Below are 18,006 nucleotides of genomic sequence, written 5' to 3' on the forward strand. Positions count from 1 at the left end.
TTAAGTATATGTCTTGTGGCAAAGGCAAAAATAATCTCAAAAATCATATGGATTTTTATGCAGCGTGACATACGAGTTTTTTTTGCCAATACTGAGACCTTGTCGAATGAGCAGCAGCAACACCTTTTTGACAGGTTGCCAGATACCCAAAAAAATAAAGTGTTGGGGCTAAAAAGCAAAAAGAAGAAAAGGGAATTTGTAGTAGGGCGAACATTGTTAATACACGCCTTACAAAGTGAGAAAAACCTACAGAGCCTTCCTCTTATTCTAGAAGAACCGTTTGCTGCTCCGAAAGTGGATAGCCTAGATAATTGCTATGTTTCGATTTCACACAGCGGCTGTCTAGTGTGCTGTGTATTACATACAGATCCTGTCGGTATTGATATTGAGCATAAAAAGAATAGAAAAGATCTGATTCATAAAAGTGATTTTTTTATGCATCATGACGAGCTTGAAACGCTAAAGACAATAGTGAGAGATGATCGAAAAACGCATTACTTCTATGAGGTCTGGTGTACAAAAGAGGCCTTTTTTAAGGCATTGGACAGCGATAGACAAAAGCAAACGTCTTTAAAATCTATTCAGCTGTCTCTTTGCTTTAAAGGAGGGGAATGGTCTGTGTTTCAAAGTGACATGGATAACCATCATTTATCCCTTGTTTACCGTGGTGAAGAGCGTCAAGTTCAGCTTATGGCTGTCGATTTATCTAATTGTTGGCAAACGTCGAGTTTGTAAATACAAAAAGAACTTACCCATCTGGATAAGCTCTTTTTCGGACAGGTGAATAGCGTGGATTAGAAGCGGTATTCAGCACCGACACTGGCTTGATTGAAGTCTGTTTCGAATTTCGAATCAGAGGAAACGTTGTCAGCTTCTAGGTCAACATCGTACCAAGTGTATTGGGCGTTTAGTAGAAGATTGTCGGTAACCTTAAAGTTTACACCGGCGCCTGCAAATAGGCTTTTGTCATCAGTGCTACCTGTTACGGTGGCTATCTCATAGTCCGTTTCGTGCCAAAGTTGCCCCGCCTTAGCAAAGATTTCAACCGTTTGAGTAATCGGTATCGTGCCTTTTAATGCGGCGGTGTAGCCTGTTGTTTTGGCGTTTGCTGCGCTGCTGCCATAGCTACCAAAGTCAATGTAACTACCTTCAAGGGCAAGAAAAGAATTTAATCGGTAACCGACAATACCTTGTACTACATCGTTGTTATCATCGAAGTCATCTTCGCTTTCTACTTTTAGGTAACCGTAATTACCCCCAACATAAAGACCGCTGTCATTTTTAGCCATGCTTTCCGCGCTTACTGCAGCACTGAATGATGCTATAACGATGCCGCCTGCGATTACGGGAATAAATTTGTTCATTGTATAACTCCTTTTAGTTACTTTTTGAGAACGTCGCGAGTTGAGTTTCTACTTTGATATATGAATTTTAGAATGGCTAGGCTTTCGGTGGCTTTTACAAATTTGCTTCACCTTCTATGCGTTTACTGTAGGTAAAAAGCGTTTTCCTGATACTTCTATTAGGCAGAATTTGAGAGAGGTTAAGGAGCGAAAAGAGAAGAGGTAAGAAAAATAGGAAAGAATAGTAGCGCCAACCAATAGGCTGTTTAGTCAACCTTAGTTGGCGCTTTTTAGCCGCGCTTAGTGATATTGGTGGCTTGCTATGTCGCCCCATAAACTTTCAATTTTGCTATCACGGCCACAGCTTGATCGATAGAAAGCATATCGGATAGGGTTTTTCGTGTAATAGCTTTGGTGGTATTCCTCAGCAAGATAAAAGGTAGATACTGGAAGGATCTGGGTGACGATGTCTGCTTTAAAGGGTTTGGTTTTTTCTACTTTTTCGAGAGACGCTTCAAAAACCGCTTTTTGCTGATCGTTCTGATAAAACATCGCGGTTTTGTAAGGGGTTCCCTTGTCACAAAATTGCCCTTTGGCATCGGTTGGATCAATGGTTTTCCAGTAATAGTCAGCCAACGCTTTTAGCGAAACAATATCATCATCAAAATGAATTTCAACGGCTTCAAAGTGGCCTGTTTTTTCTGACGATACTTGTTTGTATGTTGGGTTCTTAGTTTGGCCTCCAGTGTAACCAGAGATAACGTCGCTCACACCATCAACCAATTCAAAGTCGGACTCTACACACCAAAAACAACCGCCCGCGACGATCATTGTTTGCGGTGCCGCGAGTGATACACTGCTAAAAGTCGCCGTGCCGGAAAGCAACAGTAACCCTAAGGCGCTGCTGAGTGAATTTCGAATCATCATATAAAGTGTCCTTTAATTATTAAAAAGAAGTCTGATAGCAAATAAATAACACTATTTTGTTCTTTGACGTTGTAGATAGTAATTTTCTTACTGAGATACTTGATCTTCCTACTTACTAACGTATTTTTTGTACATTTGGATGACATAATCACAATTTAATTGTGGTGTATTGGTACTTGGCTCTATATATGCTAAGTGTATTAAAGACATCTATATAATCAATTAAACGAATATAGAATTATCCTATAGTATGCGTATCAGCCAATGAAACTTCCATTCTATCAGGGAGGTTTTCTAAAATTTGAATGAGGTCGTCATGAGTGCATTTGTTACTGAACGCGTTTTAAGTGTCCATCACTGGGATGAAAATTTATTTAGCTTTAAAACCACACGCAATCCAAGCTTGCGTTTCGACAATGGTCAGTTTGTGATGATTGGCTTAGAAACCGAAGCGCGTCCTTTGATACGTGCTTACAGTATTGCCAGTCCGAATTACGAAGAGCACTTGGAATTTTTCAGTATAAAAGTGCCAAATGGCCCGTTAACGTCCCGTTTGCAGCACTTACAAGTAGGTGATGATATTTTGGTCAGTCGCAAACCTACCGGCACTTTAGTGACGCGTGATTTGCACCCAGGTAAACACTTATATCTATTATCTACTGGCACCGGTTTAGCGCCTTTTTTAAGCGTTATTCAAGATTTTGATGCCTATGAACAATACGACAAAATTGTTTTGATTCATGGCGTACGCCATGTGAGTGAACTCGCTTATGCAGACTTTATTGAAAAAGAATTGCCTAGCAATGAGTTCTTTGGCGAACAGGTTCGTGAAAAATTGATCTATTATCCTACAGTGACGCGTGAACCTTTTCGCAATCAAGGTCGTCTGACTGATTTGATTCGCAGTGGTAAATTGGCAGAAGATATTGGTTTACCACAGTTGGACCCAGTGGATGATAGGGTGATGATTTGTGGCAGCCCTAGTATGCTTAAAGACACTTCCATTTTACTTGATGAGCTTGGTTTTAAAGAGTCTCCAAAGATCGGGGTACCAGGAGATTACGTCATCGAACGCGCTTTTGTTGAGCATTAATGGATTTTATAAACAGCATTCAAAGGCACGCCTTGATAATCGTCGGTCTATTGACCGCAACGGCTTGAAAAGTGCTTTAGCCGATAACTATTTTTAGGAGATATGATGAGTTCTGACACAGTTAATAATGAAAACTATGTACCGCCAAAAGTATGGCAATGGGATGCACAAAGCGGTGGTAAATTTGCGAGCATCAATCGTCCTATTTCTGGGGCAACGCATGAAAAAGTACTCGCTGTTGGTAAGCACCCACTTCAACTTCATTCCTTGGCCACGCCTAATGGTCAGAAAGTGACGATCATGTTGGAAGAGCTTTTAGCGTTGGGTAAAAGCAATGCTGAATACGATGCTTATTTGATTAACATTGGTGAAGGTGATCAGTTCGGCTCAGGTTTTGTGGAAGTAAATCCTAATTCAAAAATTCCGGCCCTGATGGATTACAGTACAACACCACCAACGCGTGTTTTCGAGTCTGGCTCTATTCTTCAATACTTAGCTGAAAAGTTCGACGCCTTTGTACCAAAAGACTTAGCGGCAAAAACAGAATGTCGTAACTGGTTATTCTGGCAAATGGGATCTGCTCCTTATTTAGGGGGTGGTTTTGGCCATTTTTACGCGTACGCGCCGACTAAAATGCAGTACCCGATTGACCGCTTTACGATGGAAACCAAACGTCAATTAGACGTGTTGGACAAACAACTGGCTGATCATACTTACATGGCCGGTGAGGAGTATTCGATCGCTGATATCGCCATTTGGCCTTGGTACGGTAACTTAGTATTGGGCAACCTATATGATGCCGCTGAGTTCTTAGACGTAACCCGCTATAGAAATGTCGTGCGTTGGGCAAAAGCGATAGAGCAACGCCGAGCAGTACAGCGTGGCCGTATTGTTAATAAGGCTTTTGGCGACGGGGCGCAGCTTCATGAGCGTCATGATGCTGCGGATTTTGATGGTCTTATTAAATAAAATATAATACATATCCGTGCGTTTGGGAAAGGGATAAGTCATTTAATGGCTTGTCCCTTTTTTAATGGTTGATAAACGGAATGTTTAAAAAATAAACAGCTAATTTGAGTGCTTGTCACCATTTTGTAAGACGCAGATGTGTTAGAGTGTCGGTCTACGAAATCTGTTGGTCAGCATGATGCTGCAACCTACTCTTTTTTTGTGTCGATGTACTAGGCGATGTATGTCCTTTGTGGCTGACAAGACAGAAGAGAACAGCTCTACGTCCCTTTTAGAGAGCTCGAAAATGCAAAATTTAACGCAAGATGGACAAAACCTTGTTAACTCCCTTTCCAGTCGCTACAACCTAAGTTTTGATGCGGTGCTTCACATGCTGATTGCTGTGAATAATGGTAGCGGATCGATGGCACAGTTTAACTGCCCTGAGTTGGGTGGTGGTGGTCAATGGATGCGCGGTGGCATGACCATGGTCGGCGACATGTTTAACTACGGTCTAAAATCGACAGTGGATAACCTGTGTAATGAATTGGCGAATGGCCTTGCTAATATGCAAGTGTTTATGCCGTTACCAAAAGGTTCAAGGTCCAATAATCAATGGTGGCCTGGAGATCTTGGTCAACCGTTTAGCAGTGGCGCACAAAATAGCACTCGTTACGCTATTTTTCCAAAACGTCTTGCGGTTGAAGTGAATGGTAATGTCACGGTTTACGATACATTAGACAATAATATCGGTGGCATAAGCCAGCAGCAAGGTGGTAATTCATCGCTGACTTTTTCGAGTCAATATGGCACGATTCTAGTCAACACATTACCGGTTGTTTCTGGGACGGGCTCTGCTCCTATAATGCGAGCACCTGCTCCTCAAAATAACTTCATAGAACCGCCTGTACCAGTACCTTATACACCTGCACCGGCTATGCAAACGACTCAAAATTTCAGCAATGCAACTTCCGTTGACGAGGTGATCCAATTAATTGAGAAATTAGCTAAGCTGCGTGATATGGGCGCGATTTCTGACAATGAATATAACTCTAAAAAAACCGATTTACTGAATCGTATTTGATTAGACAATGTGAATATCCTATGTGTTGTATAAAAAGAGGCTCACTATAATAATGCTGTCCACTTAAGTGGAACAGCATTATGAGATACCGGATATCTCGTCTTTGATTGCTTGACCAAGCGAGGCCGACTAGTCCTCGCTTTTTTTCGCTCCAAAAACAAATTACACACCCCAGACCTTAGCTCCTTAAGGCGCATTCCTGTCTTCGATTCTGCCTTAGCGGCTGCCATCACGATCAAGTTGGAAGTAATAAAAGTAAACGCCATTTTTAAACGCACACCGCTTGCTCGTTGACCATGTGATGTCGCCGCATGACTCGCCTCTCTACGCACGATGTTGTAGGCAAGGGTAATCCCCCTAGGAAATAATAGCAGTCAAAAGTAGAGTTTTCTCGTAATCTATACGGAGGAGGTTGAGGTTCTGCATGAAAAAATCTCGTGACATTGATAGCCAGATCATGGCTATTTTAAAACAAGCCAAAGCTGGCACCCCGATTCCTGAACTGTGCAGAGAGCATGGTACGAGTGCCGCTTCCTTTTATAAATAGCGGGCTAAATATGGTGGCATGGATGCTTCATTGATGGCTCGAATGAAAGAGCTTGAAGAAGAGAATCGTCGACTTAAAAAGATGTACGCCGAAGAACACTTTAAGGCAGAAGTGATTCAGGAAGCCATGGCAAAGATACCCAAGGGTACAAACGAGTGGTGAAGCTGTCTCAACGACGTGAGATGGCACAACATGCTGTTGCTAGCCACCCAGTGAGTGTTCGTTTAGCGTGTGTGGCGTTTTCAATCAGTGAAATCTGTTATTGCTATCAGGGAAAGTTTAATGATGAAAACTCGTACATAGCGAACTTACGGATTGATCTTGCAGAAGATCAATCTGACTGGGGATTTGGTTTATGTTTTTCCTATCTGAGGAATGTAAAAGCCCATGGTTGGAATCATAAACGTGTTTATCGAATCTATTGTGAGCTGGCACTTAATCTACGCATTCACCCAAGACGACGTCTAAATCGCACTGTTCCAGAGCCCTTAAAAGAGCCAACTAGACCAAACCAAGTCTGGGCAATCGATTTTATGCACGATCGACTCGCAGACGGACGAAAGTATCGTTTATTCAATGTGATTGATGATTTAAAGCGTGGGGGACTGGCTATGGAGGCTGGCTTTTCGTTGTCGTCACTATGAATCATCAGAGGGTTAGATCAACTTTTAGAATGGCGCGAGAAACCGTTAATTATTCGTTGCGATAATGGCCCTGAGTTCATCAATCATGATTTTGTTAACTGGGCTAAACATCATAATATTCGTATTGAGTATATTCAGCCTGGTAATCCGCAGCAAAATGCTTATATCGAACGTTACAATCGAACGGCAAGACATGGTTGGGTAAGTAAACACCTTTTTGACACCCTAGAAGAAGTACAGGACTATGCAACAAAGTGTATTAGTCTCGACTTGATCTGACAATTCTACTTGAAAGGTAGAGAGTTACCCGTTTTGATAAAGGTGTCGAATCTTCAATCAAAACAAACAAAAGGTAACTCTCTATGTTGCATACTAACAATCCCATCATTAAACACAAAGCAGGTTTGCTGAATCTGGCAGAAGAGCTCGGAAACGTCTCAAAAGCTTGCAAAATCATGGGGGTATCGCGAGATACGTTTTATCGTTATCAAGAGCTCGCTCAAGACGGTAATCTTGATGCGTTAATCAATCGATCTAGACGCACACCCAACATCAAAAACAGAGTTGATGACGCAACGGAAAACGCAGTCATTGACTATGCTATTGCTGAACCGGCGCATGGGCAGCATCGCACTAGCAATGAACTTCGTAAAAAAGGTGTCTTCGTATCCGGCAGTGGTGTTCGCTCGATCTGGCTGCGGCACGATTTAGAAAACTTCAAAAAGCGCCTCAAAGCCTTAGAACAAAAGGTAGCCGAAGATGGCATCGTCTTGACGGACGCTCAAGTCGCGGCTCTTGAGAAAAAGAAAGAGGATGATGTAGCTTGTGGCGAGATAGAAACGGCTCATCCAGGCTATTTGGGCTCTCAAGACACTTTTTATGTTGGTAATCTCAAAGGGGTTGGCAGGATTTACCAGCAGACCTTTGTTGATACTTACAGTAAAGTAGCCTTTGCAAAGCTCTACACAACCAAAACGCCCATTACGGCCGCAGACATTTTGAATGACAGAGTATTGCCGTATTTTGAACGCAATGACTTGCCTATGCTTCGTATCTTAACGGATCGTGGAACAGAATATTGCGGCAAAGTAGAGCAGCACGATTATCAGCTTTATCTTGCGATCAACGACATTGATCACACCAAGACAAAAGCCATGTCGCCACAAACCAATGGCATCTGTGAACGCTTCCATAAAACGATACTGAATGAGTTTTATCAGGTAACGTTTCGTAAAAAACTTTACGATAGTCTAGAAGCTCTGCAAAAAGATCTGGACCAATGGATGGTCTATTACAATAATGACCGAACTCATCAGGGAAAAATGTGTTGTGGAAGGACGCCACTTGACACATTACTTGATGGAAAAGTGATCTGGGCTGAAAAGAATTTAACCCAGATCTAAACTAACAGACACCGGTTTAAAATGAGGTAACTGTCAGATCAGGTCTGAGCTAGTACAAACAAAGTGGCTATGGTTTTACAACCATAAAAGGTCACATACAGTCAATGGAGGTAAACCACCTCTCATGGTCAGTACCGTCTTGGCTGTACCCCGAACGTCATAGGTTATGGCTCGTACATCCCAATATTCGGGCAGATTAGAGTTCTTCTTGCGTGCTTGCTTGTGGGAGACTTTCATACGCCATAATGCATCACCATCACCATATTCTTCAATGACCTCATACACAGTATTGCTGCGCTTGGGGGTTAACCAATGTCGTTCATTTCCCCATTCATCAATGCATACATGAGATTGGGACTACAAAAATTTCGATCTAAAAGTGTAATACTGCAATCTTATCTAACATCGCTTTAGCTAATGGTGTTTCAGCGTTTCGGTAAACGTCTACCTGAGCATCTAAAATAACGTGGGAATGCGTATTCATCAGAGCGACACCGCGCAATAACGGATAGGCGCTTTGCTTGGCCGCTGTATTGCTGGCGCTACCGAAGTGTTCTCGTAAAAACGACACCATCAATCGCGAATACTTGCAGCCCTTGCCAATCATCCTGAGCAAACCGCTCACTGCTCCAATGCTCACCTGTTCGCTGGAAAAGCCACTGCATAGGATCAGAGCCCAGGCGCTGCCTCGCTTGAGAAACGCCACTTTTGGCAAAGAGCTGCTCCGATGCCAATTCTTCCGAACAAATATTTAAGCGTCTCGCGACTTCTTCGATCGCTTCATCCCGAAAAAGAGCCATGCCTAAGACTAACCAAAGAACTTGATCTTCCGGTAAGTATCATCGCCTGATGTTGGCTTTTGAAGAAAGAGTTAATGCGGACTCAATCTACTCAACCGGAATATTCTGAGTGAAGGTTGAATGATCTGATAATGAGAGGAGCTTATCGATACTAAGCAATAACTACTGAATAGACACAAAAAAATCCGATTAAGAAAGTTTAATCGGATTTTCTGAGACTATTCAATTAAATTCAGCCCTAAAGTGAACAGCATTAGGCACATGGCCTCCTTTTTTCATCACTCAATGGTTTCTATTGAGTTGTTTCAGCTTGTTGCTTTTGTAGGCTTTCTAGATACAGTGCATCAAAGTTGATTGGCGCAAGCATAAGGGCAGGGAAGCTGCCTTTTACAACAATCGCATCGATGTTTTCACGAGCATATGGAAACAAGGTTGCTGGGCAGAAAGCGCCTAAAGCATGGTGTAGTTGTTGCTCATCAAGACCAGAAACAACAAACAGTCCACCTTGTTGAACTTGTACTAGATAACCAGTCTCACCGCTGTTTTTTACCGTGACGGTAATTTCCAAAACGATTTCATAAACACTTTCGCCTACTTGGCGGCTTTTTGTGTTTAATTCCAAGCCAACTTCTGGTTTCCATTCTTCTTGGAAAATCATCGGTGAGCGAGGCGATTCAAAAGAAATGTCTTTTAAGAAAACACGTTGCATAGATAATTGCGGTGTTTGAGGTTCTTGTGTTTCTGCTGCTACGTTTGTTTCTGCGGTATCAGACATGATTATTCCTTTTTTATATTTTAAATATTGTGTTACTGCCAAATGTATTAGGCAAGTAAATCATTATTGAGTCAGTAAACCATCGATTTTTTTCTGGCGTTCAAGGTCATAAAGATCATCGCAACCGCCAATATGTTGTTCGCCGATCCAGATCTGCGGAACCGAAGTGCGTCCACTTTTTTGAGTCATTTCTTGGCGAAGTTTATTGTTGCCATCAACGCAAATTTCATTGTACGCAATATTTTTAGACGATAGCAATTGTTTTGCTCTAGTGCAAAATGGGCAGTAGTTGCTCGAATAAATAGTAACAGAAGCCATATTTTAGTCTCTTATCCTTTAACTAAAGGCAAGTTAGATGATTGCCATTCAGCAATGCCGCCTTGAAGTTTATATACCTTAGTGAAGCCTGCCTTTTTTAAGTCTTTTGCACTTGCACCGGAGGTGACACCAGATTTGCATACTATGATGATTGGGGCGTCTTTGTGTTTCTCAAGACGTGTTTGATTTTCTTTCATCTTGGTAGCTGGAATGTTTAATGCGCCAGTGATGTGGCCCGTGTTGAATTCTTTTTCAGGACGAATGTCGACAACAACAGCGTCTTCGTTGTTCATTAAGTTGGTGGCTGCTGAAGGTGTTAACCCCTGTGCACCGCCCTTGCTTTCAACAAATAGTAGTGTGGCAAGAATCGCTAAAAAGACAGCGACCATTTCCCAGTGGTTAATAGAAAATTCGATAAGTTGGTTAATCATAATAGTAAAGCCCATATTTAAACTGCCAGCATTATACACGCCGAGTGGAATCGGTACATAGTCTCAGACAAAGGTGACAACTATATGATGGGGTGAGTAAGGAAATGAGAGAAAAATCGGATCATAACGAGCCCTTAAGGGCTCGCTATGATGTTGGTCATTTTACTTTGTATTGGTGGAGTCAAAGATCTTATCGGCATTACCTTCGATAAAGCTGTCAAATAAATTGCCGTCTGCCATGAAGTGGCGTCGAGCGAATTCATAAAAACAACTTGGAATGGTTCTTTGTTTACCGTCAGAGAAAGTGTAATCCACTTTATCGGCCATGGTCGAAGACTGTTCCAAGAATGATTGAGGCGTACCTTTAACTAAGCCTCCCACTTGATTTAATGCATAACCTTCATCAATAAGCATCTGGTTAACAGCTTTGATGGTTGGGTATTTCTTAAGATGGTTGATGCTGACAGTAAAGTGGTTCGCTTGTAATCCTATTGTGGATAACCAAGCTGCGTATTCACTGTGTTCCGCCAAGGCAAGATAGTCGGCTTCTGTTGGCGTTTGCCATAACTTTCCTGCCCAGAAAACAGCGGGAGATTGCACCGCATCGGCAGGGATTTGTGCGATGAATTTCCCGATAATTTCTTGGCAGTGCTGTGGCAATTCTTCTACCAATAATTCAGAGAGGAAAATCTTTGGGGAGTCCGCATCGGTTTTGTGCTTATAGCAACGAGCTTTGAGATGCTTACTCTCAAAAATAAAAGCACCGTACGCTTTGTAACCGATGGCTTCGAGTTGAGGCTCTAGTTTTTCCAAAGAGATTGGCGAGTTATTAAAGGTACGAAAGGCCACATGATCGTTTAATACAGTTTCGCCATGGCTTTCAAAAAGTTGCTGAATACGCTGAGCTTGTGGTGTGATTTGAGTGTAACTGTTCCACAAAGCACTAAAAAAATCAGAAGGTGTCATAGGGTTTCCCATAATAGCTTGAAGTCGTTTAAGTTACTTTAGTGCAGTGATGAGCGGTAATGCAAAAGGTAAAAATGCATTTCATGATGCATAAAAGTATTACGAGTCGTCTTTACGCTGGGTTCTTGTTGACTAATAACTGCTGTTTGGCCGTTAAAATAGTATGGATAAGATGCGCTGGGAAGCTGCGCTCTTTTTTATGCGCTAAGCCCACAACCCGTTTTAATTTAACATCGTTAAGTGGCCGTAGACAAAGATCGCTACGCCCTCGAGACGAATGCTCGGGAATCAATGATATGCCTAAACCTGCTGCGACTAAGTCCAGCGCATATTCTTCGGTTTTCACCTGGGCGCGAACATCTGTGGTGAGTTCTTGCTTTTGCATGAGGTAGTTCCATGATTCTAAAATGTCACAGGGTGTTCGAGATATGAAAGGCTGTTTGTCTATTTGTTTAATAGAAATAGAAGGAAAGTCAGCTAACCAATGATCCAACGGCATGGCGATGACATAGTCATCCTCCCAAAGCGGATAAAACACATCTTCGTCCGAGGTGTACCGGTTGCAAGTAAAACGCAGATCGGCGCTTTCGGATTCATCGACCAGTTTTAGTGTTAAACCTGATACTTCATCCAACATGGTTTTGATGACTTGGCTGATCAATGCACCCGACAAAAAAGGCGTAAGTGAAATAGACAATGCCAATGGCGCGGGTGAATCGATAAACAAGCTGCGCATCGCACTAAGGTCACTGACCATTTTGCACGCATGAGGATACAGTTGCGAGCCGCTGTCTGTTGGGGAAACACCTTTGGAGTGACGCACAAACAGTTTAGTGCTTAAGTCGACTTCTAGTTGTGCCACGGTGGTAGATATTGAGGGCTGAGCAACGAAACAGCGTTTGGCGGCAGCGCTCAGGCTGCGTTCCTCATATACGGCGATAAAGTAGCGTAATGACCGAATGTCCATGGAAAAAACCTTCTGTTTTTCGAGTAACGTCTTTCTAAATATACCTATAGGAGTATGGGGTAAGCCATAGGAAAAAACTAGACCACTGGCAGGAAAACGGTATTTCTTATTATCGTACGAGCTGGTTATGGTGTAAGGATAGAATTTCACTTAATAAACTAATTTTAAGAGGTTTCACATGTCATTAGCTTGCTTAGACACATTGGGTATTAATACTCTAAAACAGGGCGACACTTTTTTCAGTGTGTTAACAGGTAATACCAAGTCGTTAGGAAAAGGCAGCGTCTTTTCTGCTCACAGCCCAATTGATGGCGCTAAGTTGTCTACGTTTAATAATGCCACGCCTGCTCAACTTGAAGCGGTGAACGTGGAATTAAAAGACGCGTTTAAAGTGCTGCGTACTATTCCAGCACCACGTCGCGGTGAATTGGTTCGTCGTATTGGCGACGAAGCACGCAAATACAAACATGAATTGGCGCAAGTAATTTCCCTTGAAGCCGGCAAAATCCTTCCTGAAGCATTGGGCGAAGTACAAGAGTGGATTGACGTGTGTGACTTTGCCGTTGGTCAATCTCGTATGTTGCATGGTTTGTCTATTGTGTCTGAACGTCCTGGGCATCGCATGATGGAGCAATGGCACCCGCTTGGTCCTGTTGCTGTGATCACGGCGTTTAACTTCCCGATGGCGGTTTGGGCATGGAATACCATGCTTGGTTTGGTTTGTGGCGATCCTGTATTGTTGAAACCGTCTGAAAAAGCGCCTTTGTGTGCGTTGGCTATGTACCAAATTGCACAAAATGTGATTGCTGATATGCCAGATATCCCGAAAGCAGCGGTGTCTGTCATGATTGGTGATCGTGAGCTTGGTGAAGCCATTGCGTCGAGCGAAACTTTCCCTCTGGTTTCAGCAACGGGTTCTACGTTAATGGGTCGTGCAGTTGCGAAAACCGTTGCTGGTCGCCTTGGTCGTTCTTTATTAGAGCTTGGTGGCAACAATGCGATGATCGTTTCTAAGTCTGCTGACCTTGATCTTGCATTGCGTGCCATCGTCTTCTCTGCGGCAGGCACAGCGGGCCAACGTTGTACCACGCTACGTCGTTTGATTACCCACGAAAGTGTGGTTGATGGTTTGGTGGCAAGTTTGGCTAAATCTTATGGTTCACTTCGTGTGGGTAACCCATTAGTAGATGGGAATCTAGTTGGACCGTTAATCGACGAAAGAAGTTTTGACACTATGCAAGCGGCATTGAAAACCGCTCAGCAGCAAGGTGGCGAAATTATTTGTGGTGGCGAGCGCGTAACAGAAGGTGTTCCGGCTGGTGGTTTTTATGTGAAGCCTGCGATTGTTCGTATTGCTCATGATGCACCGATTGTTCATGAAGAAACCTTTGCACCGATTATGTATGTATTGACGTACAGCACCTTCGAAGAAGCGATTGAAATTCAGAACGAAGTACCACAAGGTTTGTCTTCTGCTGTGTTTACGGAAAGCATGCGTGAAGCTGAATTGTTTATGTCTCCAGCGGGTTCTGATTGTGGTATTGCGAACGTTAATATCGGTACTTCTGGAGCGGAAATTGGGGGTGCGTTCGGTGGCGAGAAAGATACTGGTGGTGGTCGTGAGTCGGGTTCCGATGCATGGAGAAACTACATGCGCCGTACCACCAATACAGTGAACTATGGCGGTGATTTGCCATTGGCTCAAGGTATTGTTTTCGAGTAATCGTCCCTTGCACGGCTCGGTGGATGCTGAGTCGCGCTTTGCGTTTTGATTGTCTGCCATGGTCGCTTCAGAGGTGGTCGTTATGTCTAAATTGTTATGTGATTCCCTGTGGCGTGCGAGTTCGCCAGCGGCGCCTGTATTAACGTCATTAGAAGGGCGTTTAGAGGTTGATGTGGTTATCGTCGGCGGTGGTTTTACCGGATTGTCGGCGGCATTGCATATGGCGAAGTTAGGGATATCAGTAGCCGTTGTTGAAGCGCAGGAAGTGGGTTTTGGCGGTTCTGGTCGAAATGTCGGTCTTGCCAATGCAGGGCTATGGTTAGAGCCGGATCAGCTTGATAAAACCATTGGGGCGGAGGCAGGCAAGATACTCTATGACGCGCTGGCAGTTGCGCCTGATTATGTTTATGGCTTGATCGATGAATACGGCATTGAATGCGAAGCAACACGTCATGGCACCTTGCATGCTGGCGTAGGCAAGGCTGGACTGGTGCAATTAGAGCGACGTTATGAACAATTGGTTCGCCGTGGTGCGCCTGTGCAATTGCTGAATGCGGCGGAAGCTCAGTCTCGTATTGGTTCTGGGAAGTTCAATTCCGCATTGTTTGATCCGCGAGCGGGCACAATTCAACCTCTGGCGTATGCTCGAGGGTTAGCTGACGCGGCGCTGAAAGAAGGCGCAAAACTATTTGAATTCTCTCCAGTTAATAAGATTGAGCCAACACCAGATGGTTGGGCAATCCACACCGATGGTGGTGAAGTGCACGCTGAAAAAGTCATTTTGGCGACCAACGCTTACAGCGAACACGGTGTAAAAGAACAAGCGCGTAAATTTGTGCCGATTTTTTATTCTCAGCTGGCGAGTAAACCGCTGTCTGATGCACAACTAGCGAGTATTCTGCCTAACAAAGAAGGCGTTTGGGATACCTGTACTGTCATGAGTTCTTTTCGTCTTGATAAACAAGGGCGCTTAGTATTTGGCGGAATGGGAGGCGAAGGGAGTGTGTTATCGAACTGGGCCAGCCAGCGAGTAAAGGAATTGTTTCCGATTCTAAATAAAGTGGAATGGGACTATTGCTGGACAGGAAAAATAGCTTACAGCGAAGACCATTTACCTCATTGCCAGCAATTACAGAATGGTTTGTTTAGTGTTGCGGGTTACAGTGGCCGAGGCATTGGTCCTGGCACAGTGGTTGGCGCAGAATTGGCTCAATGGTTTGCTGGACAGCGAGACAGTTTGTCGATTCCAACCACTTTACTACGAGACATTCCTTTTAGAGAATTAAAACGCATGTTTTATGAAGTGGGTGCACACACCTATCATCTCGGGCAGCAGTCTCATGCTTTGGATTAGTTTGTTGTTTTGAATGGTTTATTAAAATGACAAAACGCATCCTTGTGGTGCGTTTTTCATTTTACTGTTTGGGAATAAGAGTGATGTAAGGTACAGTTATTGTCCTCCTGTTTTGTTAGTGAGTAACGCCTCCATGCGCCGTTATATCCCATCGTCAACCGCGTTAAAATGTTTTGAAGCCTCGGTAAGGCACTTAAGCTTTACAAAGGCCGCGGAAGAGCTGCACCTGACCCAAAGCGCCGTCAGTCGACAAATTCGAAACCTTGAAGAATTTTTGTCTCGTGACTTATTTATTCGATTAAATAAACGTCTGGTGCTGACAGGAACCGGGGCGGCGTATTACAAAGAAGTGGTTCCTTTACTTGATGGTATGGAAAACGCCTGCTTGCGCATGCTGCATCGCGAAGATGAGAAAACGACGCTCACCATATCGGCGTTGCCTACCTTAGCGTCTTATTGGCTGATGCCTCGCCTTGCCAAATTTCAACTTGCTAACCCTCAGTTCCAGATTAAAGTCCGTTCATTAGATGACGCTGCGAAGGTCGACCCTGAAAGCATTGATATTATTTTGCATTATGGCGGAGATCATTGGCCGCGAGCGATTTCTCATCAACTGATGCGAGAGCATGTGGTGGCGGTGTGTTCACCGGCGCTATTAGCGCGTATTGGTGATAAAACAATCGATGAATGGCAAGTTGATGATGTGACGCGTTTTCCATTTTTACATTTATCGTCGCGCATTAATGCATGGCCCGATTGGATGGTTTCTCAAGGGTTAGAAAGTGGTTCTTTTGCTGGGGCTTCTTTTGCACACTTTCATATGCTGCTGGAAGCCGCTAAAAACGGCATGGGGATTGCGATTATGCCGACAATTTTAGCAGAACGCAGTTTGCAAACAGGCGAGCTGGTAGCGCCTTTTGGTCAAGCGGTTGCAACACCTCACGAATACCTTTTATCTTATCCTGTAGACAAGGCGGATCTTGAGCAAGTGGTGATTTTTCGAGATTGGTTGCTGGCAAAATAAAATGCGTCGTTGAGGCTCCATTAATGAAACTAATAGCCTTTATAGACGCGCTAACCTGTAACAAAATTACAAGCCTGTGATAGTATCGAGTCATAATTATGATCAATTTACGGGGTAGATTAAGATGAACAAAAAGACCACCGCGCTCTTTATCCTTGATGGATGGGGATACAGCGAGACTTCTAAATCCAATGCCATTGCCGCAGCAAACACACCCAACTGGGACGCTCTGTGGAAAAATCATCCTCATACTTTAATTAAAACATCTGGCCTTGCCGTGGGTTTACCGGAAGGCCAAATGGGTAACTCCGAAGTCGGCCATATGAATTTGGGTGCTGGGCGTGTTGTTTATCAAAACTTTACTCGTATTGGAAAAGCCATTGAAGATGGTTCTTTTTTTGAGAATAAAGCCTTAGTTAATGCGGTCGATAAAGCGGTTACAGCCGATAAAGCGGTGCATATTTTAGGCTTGTTGTCTGATGGTGGTGTTCACAGTCATCACGAACAAATTATGGCGATGTGCGAATTAGCGGTAAAGCGTGGCGCAAAAGCGGTTTATGTACACGGCTTTACCGATGGTCGAGATACTCCACCGCGTTCTGCGAAAGCACCAACCGCTGAGCTAGAAGCGAAATTGGCGGAACTGGGTGTTGGTAAGATAGCGACATTAACTGGGCGTTATTTTGCAATGGACCGTGATAATCGCTGGGATCGAGTTAAAACAGCCTATGACGCTATTGTGCTAGGCAAAGGCGAGTTTCAAGCGAACTCCGCTGAAGAGGCCATCCAAGCGGCCTATGAACGTGATGAAAATGATGAGTTTGTAAAAGCAACCGTGGTGGGTAATCCGGCTCCAGTCCAAGACGGCGATGCCATTATCTTTGCTAATTTCCGTCCAGATCGTGCTCGTCAATTAACACGTGCTTTTACCGATGCTGGTTTTGATGGTTTTGAACGTGCGGTGTATCCGACGTTTTCGTCATTTGTTACCTTCACTGAGTTTGCGTCAGACATCAAAGCAGATGTCGCTTTTCCTCCGATTGCGCTGAGCAATACATTGGGTGAAGTATTGGCGAAACAGGGCAAGAAACAACTTCGTATCGCCGAAACGGAGAAATACGCGCATGTTACGTTCTTCTTTAATGGTGGCGAAGAGGCGTTGTTTGATGGAGAAGAACGCGAATTGATCCCATCACCCAATGTTGCTACGTACGATTTGAAACCTGAAATGAGCGCGCCTGAAGTGACAGATAAACTGGTCGAAGTCATCGAAGCGGGCAAATACGACACCATTATTTGTAACTTTGCCAACGGTGACATGGTTGGTCACAGCGGTATTTTCTCTGCGGCAGTACAAGCTGTTGAAGCGGTCGACGCTTGCTTGGGTCGAATTATCAAGGCGTTAGAAGCGAATGGAGGTCAGTGTTTGATCACGGCAGATCACGGAAACGTAGAGCAAATGCTAAGCGATGACGGTTCTCAGCCTCTGACATCCCATACTATTGGACCGGTGCCTTTGGTTTTGTTCACTCCTACAAAAGGTGTCGGCATAAAAGAAGGTGCATTGTGTGATCTCGCGCCGACTTTATTGGACATGATGGGAATGGAAAAACCTGCTGAAATGACCGGTGTGAGCTTGCTCACGCAAGCTTGAGGCTA

17 protein-coding genes and 2 pseudogenes are annotated in these 18,006 nt (G+C 43.8%); 10 read left to right on the forward strand and 9 right to left on the reverse strand.

All coding sequences use genetic code 11. The annotated features are described in order from the left end of the window. Positions 1 to 57: 57 nt before the first annotated feature. Positions 58 to 735 carry a 4'-phosphopantetheinyl transferase family protein gene (locus tag M3I01_RS01935; RefSeq protein WP_255893882.1) on the forward strand — a complete coding sequence of 226 codons (678 nt, stop codon included), beginning with the start codon at positions 58 to 60 and terminating at the stop codon, positions 733 to 735. Between the two features lie 59 nt (positions 736 to 794). Here the strand turns inward: M3I01_RS01935 and M3I01_RS01940 are convergent, their stop codons facing one another. Together M3I01_RS01940 and msrA are read right to left on the reverse strand one after the other, a co-directional pair. Beyond that, a complete protein-coding gene (locus M3I01_RS01940; protein ID WP_255893883.1) occupies positions 795 to 1,364 on the reverse strand; it encodes a porin family protein in 570 nt (189 codons plus the stop codon). Between the two features lie 279 nt (positions 1,365 to 1,643). Beyond that, complete coding sequence (gene msrA / locus M3I01_RS01945) at positions 1,644 to 2,270, reverse strand: peptide-methionine (S)-S-oxide reductase MsrA (protein WP_255893884.1); 627 nt, start codon at positions 2,268 to 2,270, stop codon at positions 1,644 to 1,646. Between the two features lie 316 nt (positions 2,271 to 2,586). Here msrA and M3I01_RS01950 point away from each other — a divergent pair, with 316 nt between their 5' ends. The 5 genes and pseudogenes from M3I01_RS01950 (at position 2,587) to M3I01_RS01970 (ending at position 7,989) form a co-directional block, all read left to right on the forward strand. Then, on the forward strand, positions 2,587 to 3,363 hold the full coding sequence (locus tag M3I01_RS01950) for a ferredoxin--NADP reductase (RefSeq protein ID WP_255893885.1): 777 nt from the start codon (positions 2,587 to 2,589) through the stop codon (positions 3,361 to 3,363). Positions 3,364 to 3,468: 105 nt separating this feature from the next. Next, positions 3,469 to 4,332: a glutathione-dependent disulfide-bond oxidoreductase gene (gene yghU, locus M3I01_RS01955; RefSeq protein ID WP_255893886.1), complete on the forward strand. Its 864-nt coding sequence runs from the start codon at positions 3,469 to 3,471 to the stop codon at positions 4,330 to 4,332. 286 nt (positions 4,333 to 4,618) lie between these two features. After that, positions 4,619 to 5,395: an SHOCT domain-containing protein gene (locus M3I01_RS01960; protein ID WP_255893887.1), complete on the forward strand. Its 777-nt coding sequence runs from the start codon at positions 4,619 to 4,621 to the stop codon at positions 5,393 to 5,395. A 424-nt stretch (positions 5,396 to 5,819) separates the two neighbouring features. Then, positions 5,820 to 6,841: pseudogene (locus tag M3I01_RS01965) on the forward strand (IS3 family transposase); the annotation flags it as partial. Positions 6,842 to 6,948: 107 nt separating this feature from the next. Continuing rightward, on the forward strand, positions 6,949 to 7,989 hold the full coding sequence (locus M3I01_RS01970; protein WP_255893888.1) for an IS481 family transposase: 1,041 nt from the start codon (positions 6,949 to 6,951) through the stop codon (positions 7,987 to 7,989). 373 nt (positions 7,990 to 8,362) lie between these two features. On the opposite strand, the gene M3I01_RS01975 is transcribed toward M3I01_RS01970, so the two are convergent. From M3I01_RS01975 to M3I01_RS02005, 7 genes and pseudogenes are all read right to left on the reverse strand, one after another. Next, positions 8,363 to 8,566: a hypothetical protein gene (locus M3I01_RS01975; protein WP_275564889.1), complete on the reverse strand. Its 204-nt coding sequence runs from the start codon at positions 8,564 to 8,566 to the stop codon at positions 8,363 to 8,365. Then, positions 8,532 to 8,813: pseudogene (locus tag M3I01_RS01980) on the reverse strand (transposase domain-containing protein); the annotation flags it as partial. The gene M3I01_RS01975 and the pseudogene M3I01_RS01980, both read right to left, overlap by 35 nt. Before the next feature lie 268 nt (positions 8,814 to 9,081). Then, complete coding sequence (secB, locus tag M3I01_RS01985; protein WP_255893892.1) at positions 9,082 to 9,564, reverse strand: protein-export chaperone SecB; 483 nt, start codon at positions 9,562 to 9,564, stop codon at positions 9,082 to 9,084. 63 nt (positions 9,565 to 9,627) lie between these two features. After that, a complete protein-coding gene (gene grxC, locus M3I01_RS01990; protein ID WP_255893893.1) occupies positions 9,628 to 9,882 on the reverse strand; it encodes a glutaredoxin 3 in 255 nt (84 codons plus the stop codon). 11 nt (positions 9,883 to 9,893) lie between these two features. Next, positions 9,894 to 10,313 (reverse strand): rhodanese-like domain-containing protein, encoded by a 420-nt coding sequence (locus M3I01_RS01995; RefSeq protein ID WP_317133892.1) that lies wholly within the window; start codon positions 10,311 to 10,313, stop codon positions 9,894 to 9,896. A 162-nt stretch (positions 10,314 to 10,475) separates the two neighbouring features. Continuing rightward, positions 10,476 to 11,279, reverse strand: a complete 804-nt coding sequence (locus M3I01_RS02000) for a DUF1338 domain-containing protein (protein ID WP_255893895.1) — start codon at positions 11,277 to 11,279, stop codon at positions 10,476 to 10,478. 112 nt (positions 11,280 to 11,391) lie between these two features. Further along, on the reverse strand, positions 11,392 to 12,246 hold the full coding sequence (locus M3I01_RS02005; RefSeq protein ID WP_255893896.1) for a LysR family transcriptional regulator: 855 nt from the start codon (positions 12,244 to 12,246) through the stop codon (positions 11,392 to 11,394). A 178-nt stretch (positions 12,247 to 12,424) separates the two neighbouring features. Between M3I01_RS02005 and amaB the strand changes: the two genes are divergently transcribed. The 4 genes from amaB to gpmI all read left to right on the forward strand — a co-directional run bounded on the left by amaB (position 12,425) and on the right by gpmI (position 18,001). Next, entirely contained in the window at positions 12,425 to 13,969 is a 1,545-nt protein-coding gene (amaB, locus tag M3I01_RS02010) for an L-piperidine-6-carboxylate dehydrogenase (RefSeq protein ID WP_255893897.1), read from the forward strand. Positions 13,970 to 14,051: 82 nt separating this feature from the next. After that, positions 14,052 to 15,323 (forward strand): NAD(P)/FAD-dependent oxidoreductase, encoded by a 1,272-nt coding sequence (locus M3I01_RS02015; protein ID WP_255893898.1) that lies wholly within the window; start codon positions 14,052 to 14,054, stop codon positions 15,321 to 15,323. 133 nt (positions 15,324 to 15,456) lie between these two features. Continuing rightward, positions 15,457 to 16,347, forward strand: coding sequence for a LysR substrate-binding domain-containing protein (locus M3I01_RS02020; protein WP_255893899.1), 891 nt, complete (start codon positions 15,457 to 15,459; stop codon positions 16,345 to 16,347). A gap of 124 nt (positions 16,348 to 16,471) precedes the next feature. Next, positions 16,472 to 18,001 carry a 2,3-bisphosphoglycerate-independent phosphoglycerate mutase gene (gene gpmI / locus M3I01_RS02025; protein ID WP_255893900.1) on the forward strand — a complete coding sequence of 510 codons (1,530 nt, stop codon included), beginning with the start codon at positions 16,472 to 16,474 and terminating at the stop codon, positions 17,999 to 18,001. The last annotated feature ends 5 nt before the right edge of the window (positions 18,002 to 18,006 follow it).

The organism is Marinomonas maritima, from assembly GCF_024435075.2.
Taxonomy (GTDB): Bacteria; Pseudomonadota; Gammaproteobacteria; order Pseudomonadales; family Marinomonadaceae; genus Marinomonas; species Marinomonas maritima.

Bases quoted from the DNA above. Each gene is read 5' to 3' on its own strand.
- M3I01_RS01935 (WP_255893882.1), top strand. From the start codon at position 58: ATGCAGCGTGACATACGAGTTTTTTTTGCCAATACTGAGACCTTGTCG.
- M3I01_RS01940 (WP_255893883.1), bottom strand. From the start codon at position 1,364: ATGAACAAATTTATTCCCGTAATCGCAGGCGGCATCGTTATAGCATCA.
- msrA (WP_255893884.1), bottom strand. From the start codon at position 2,270: ATGATGATTCGAAATTCACTCAGCAGCGCCTTAGGGTTACTGTTGCTT.
- M3I01_RS01950 (WP_255893885.1), top strand. From the start codon at position 2,587: ATGAGTGCATTTGTTACTGAACGCGTTTTAAGTGTCCATCACTGGGAT.
- yghU (WP_255893886.1), top strand. From the start codon at position 3,469: ATGAGTTCTGACACAGTTAATAATGAAAACTATGTACCGCCAAAAGTA.
- M3I01_RS01960 (WP_255893887.1), top strand. From the start codon at position 4,619: ATGCAAAATTTAACGCAAGATGGACAAAACCTTGTTAACTCCCTTTCC.
- M3I01_RS01970 (WP_255893888.1), top strand. From the start codon at position 6,949: ATGTTGCATACTAACAATCCCATCATTAAACACAAAGCAGGTTTGCTG.
- secB (WP_255893892.1), bottom strand. From the start codon at position 9,564: ATGTCTGATACCGCAGAAACAAACGTAGCAGCAGAAACACAAGAACCT.
- grxC (WP_255893893.1), bottom strand. From the start codon at position 9,882: ATGGCTTCTGTTACTATTTATTCGAGCAACTACTGCCCATTTTGCACT.
- M3I01_RS01995 (WP_317133892.1), bottom strand. From the start codon at position 10,313: ATGATTAACCAACTTATCGAATTTTCTATTAACCACTGGGAAATGGTC.
- M3I01_RS02000 (WP_255893895.1), bottom strand. From the start codon at position 11,279: ATGACACCTTCTGATTTTTTTAGTGCTTTGTGGAACAGTTACACTCAA.
- M3I01_RS02005 (WP_255893896.1), bottom strand. From the start codon at position 12,246: ATGGACATTCGGTCATTACGCTACTTTATCGCCGTATATGAGGAACGC.
- amaB (WP_255893897.1), top strand. From the start codon at position 12,425: ATGTCATTAGCTTGCTTAGACACATTGGGTATTAATACTCTAAAACAG.
- M3I01_RS02015 (WP_255893898.1), top strand. From the start codon at position 14,052: ATGTCTAAATTGTTATGTGATTCCCTGTGGCGTGCGAGTTCGCCAGCG.
- M3I01_RS02020 (WP_255893899.1), top strand. From the start codon at position 15,457: ATGCGCCGTTATATCCCATCGTCAACCGCGTTAAAATGTTTTGAAGCC.
- gpmI (WP_255893900.1), top strand. From the start codon at position 16,472: ATGAACAAAAAGACCACCGCGCTCTTTATCCTTGATGGATGGGGATAC.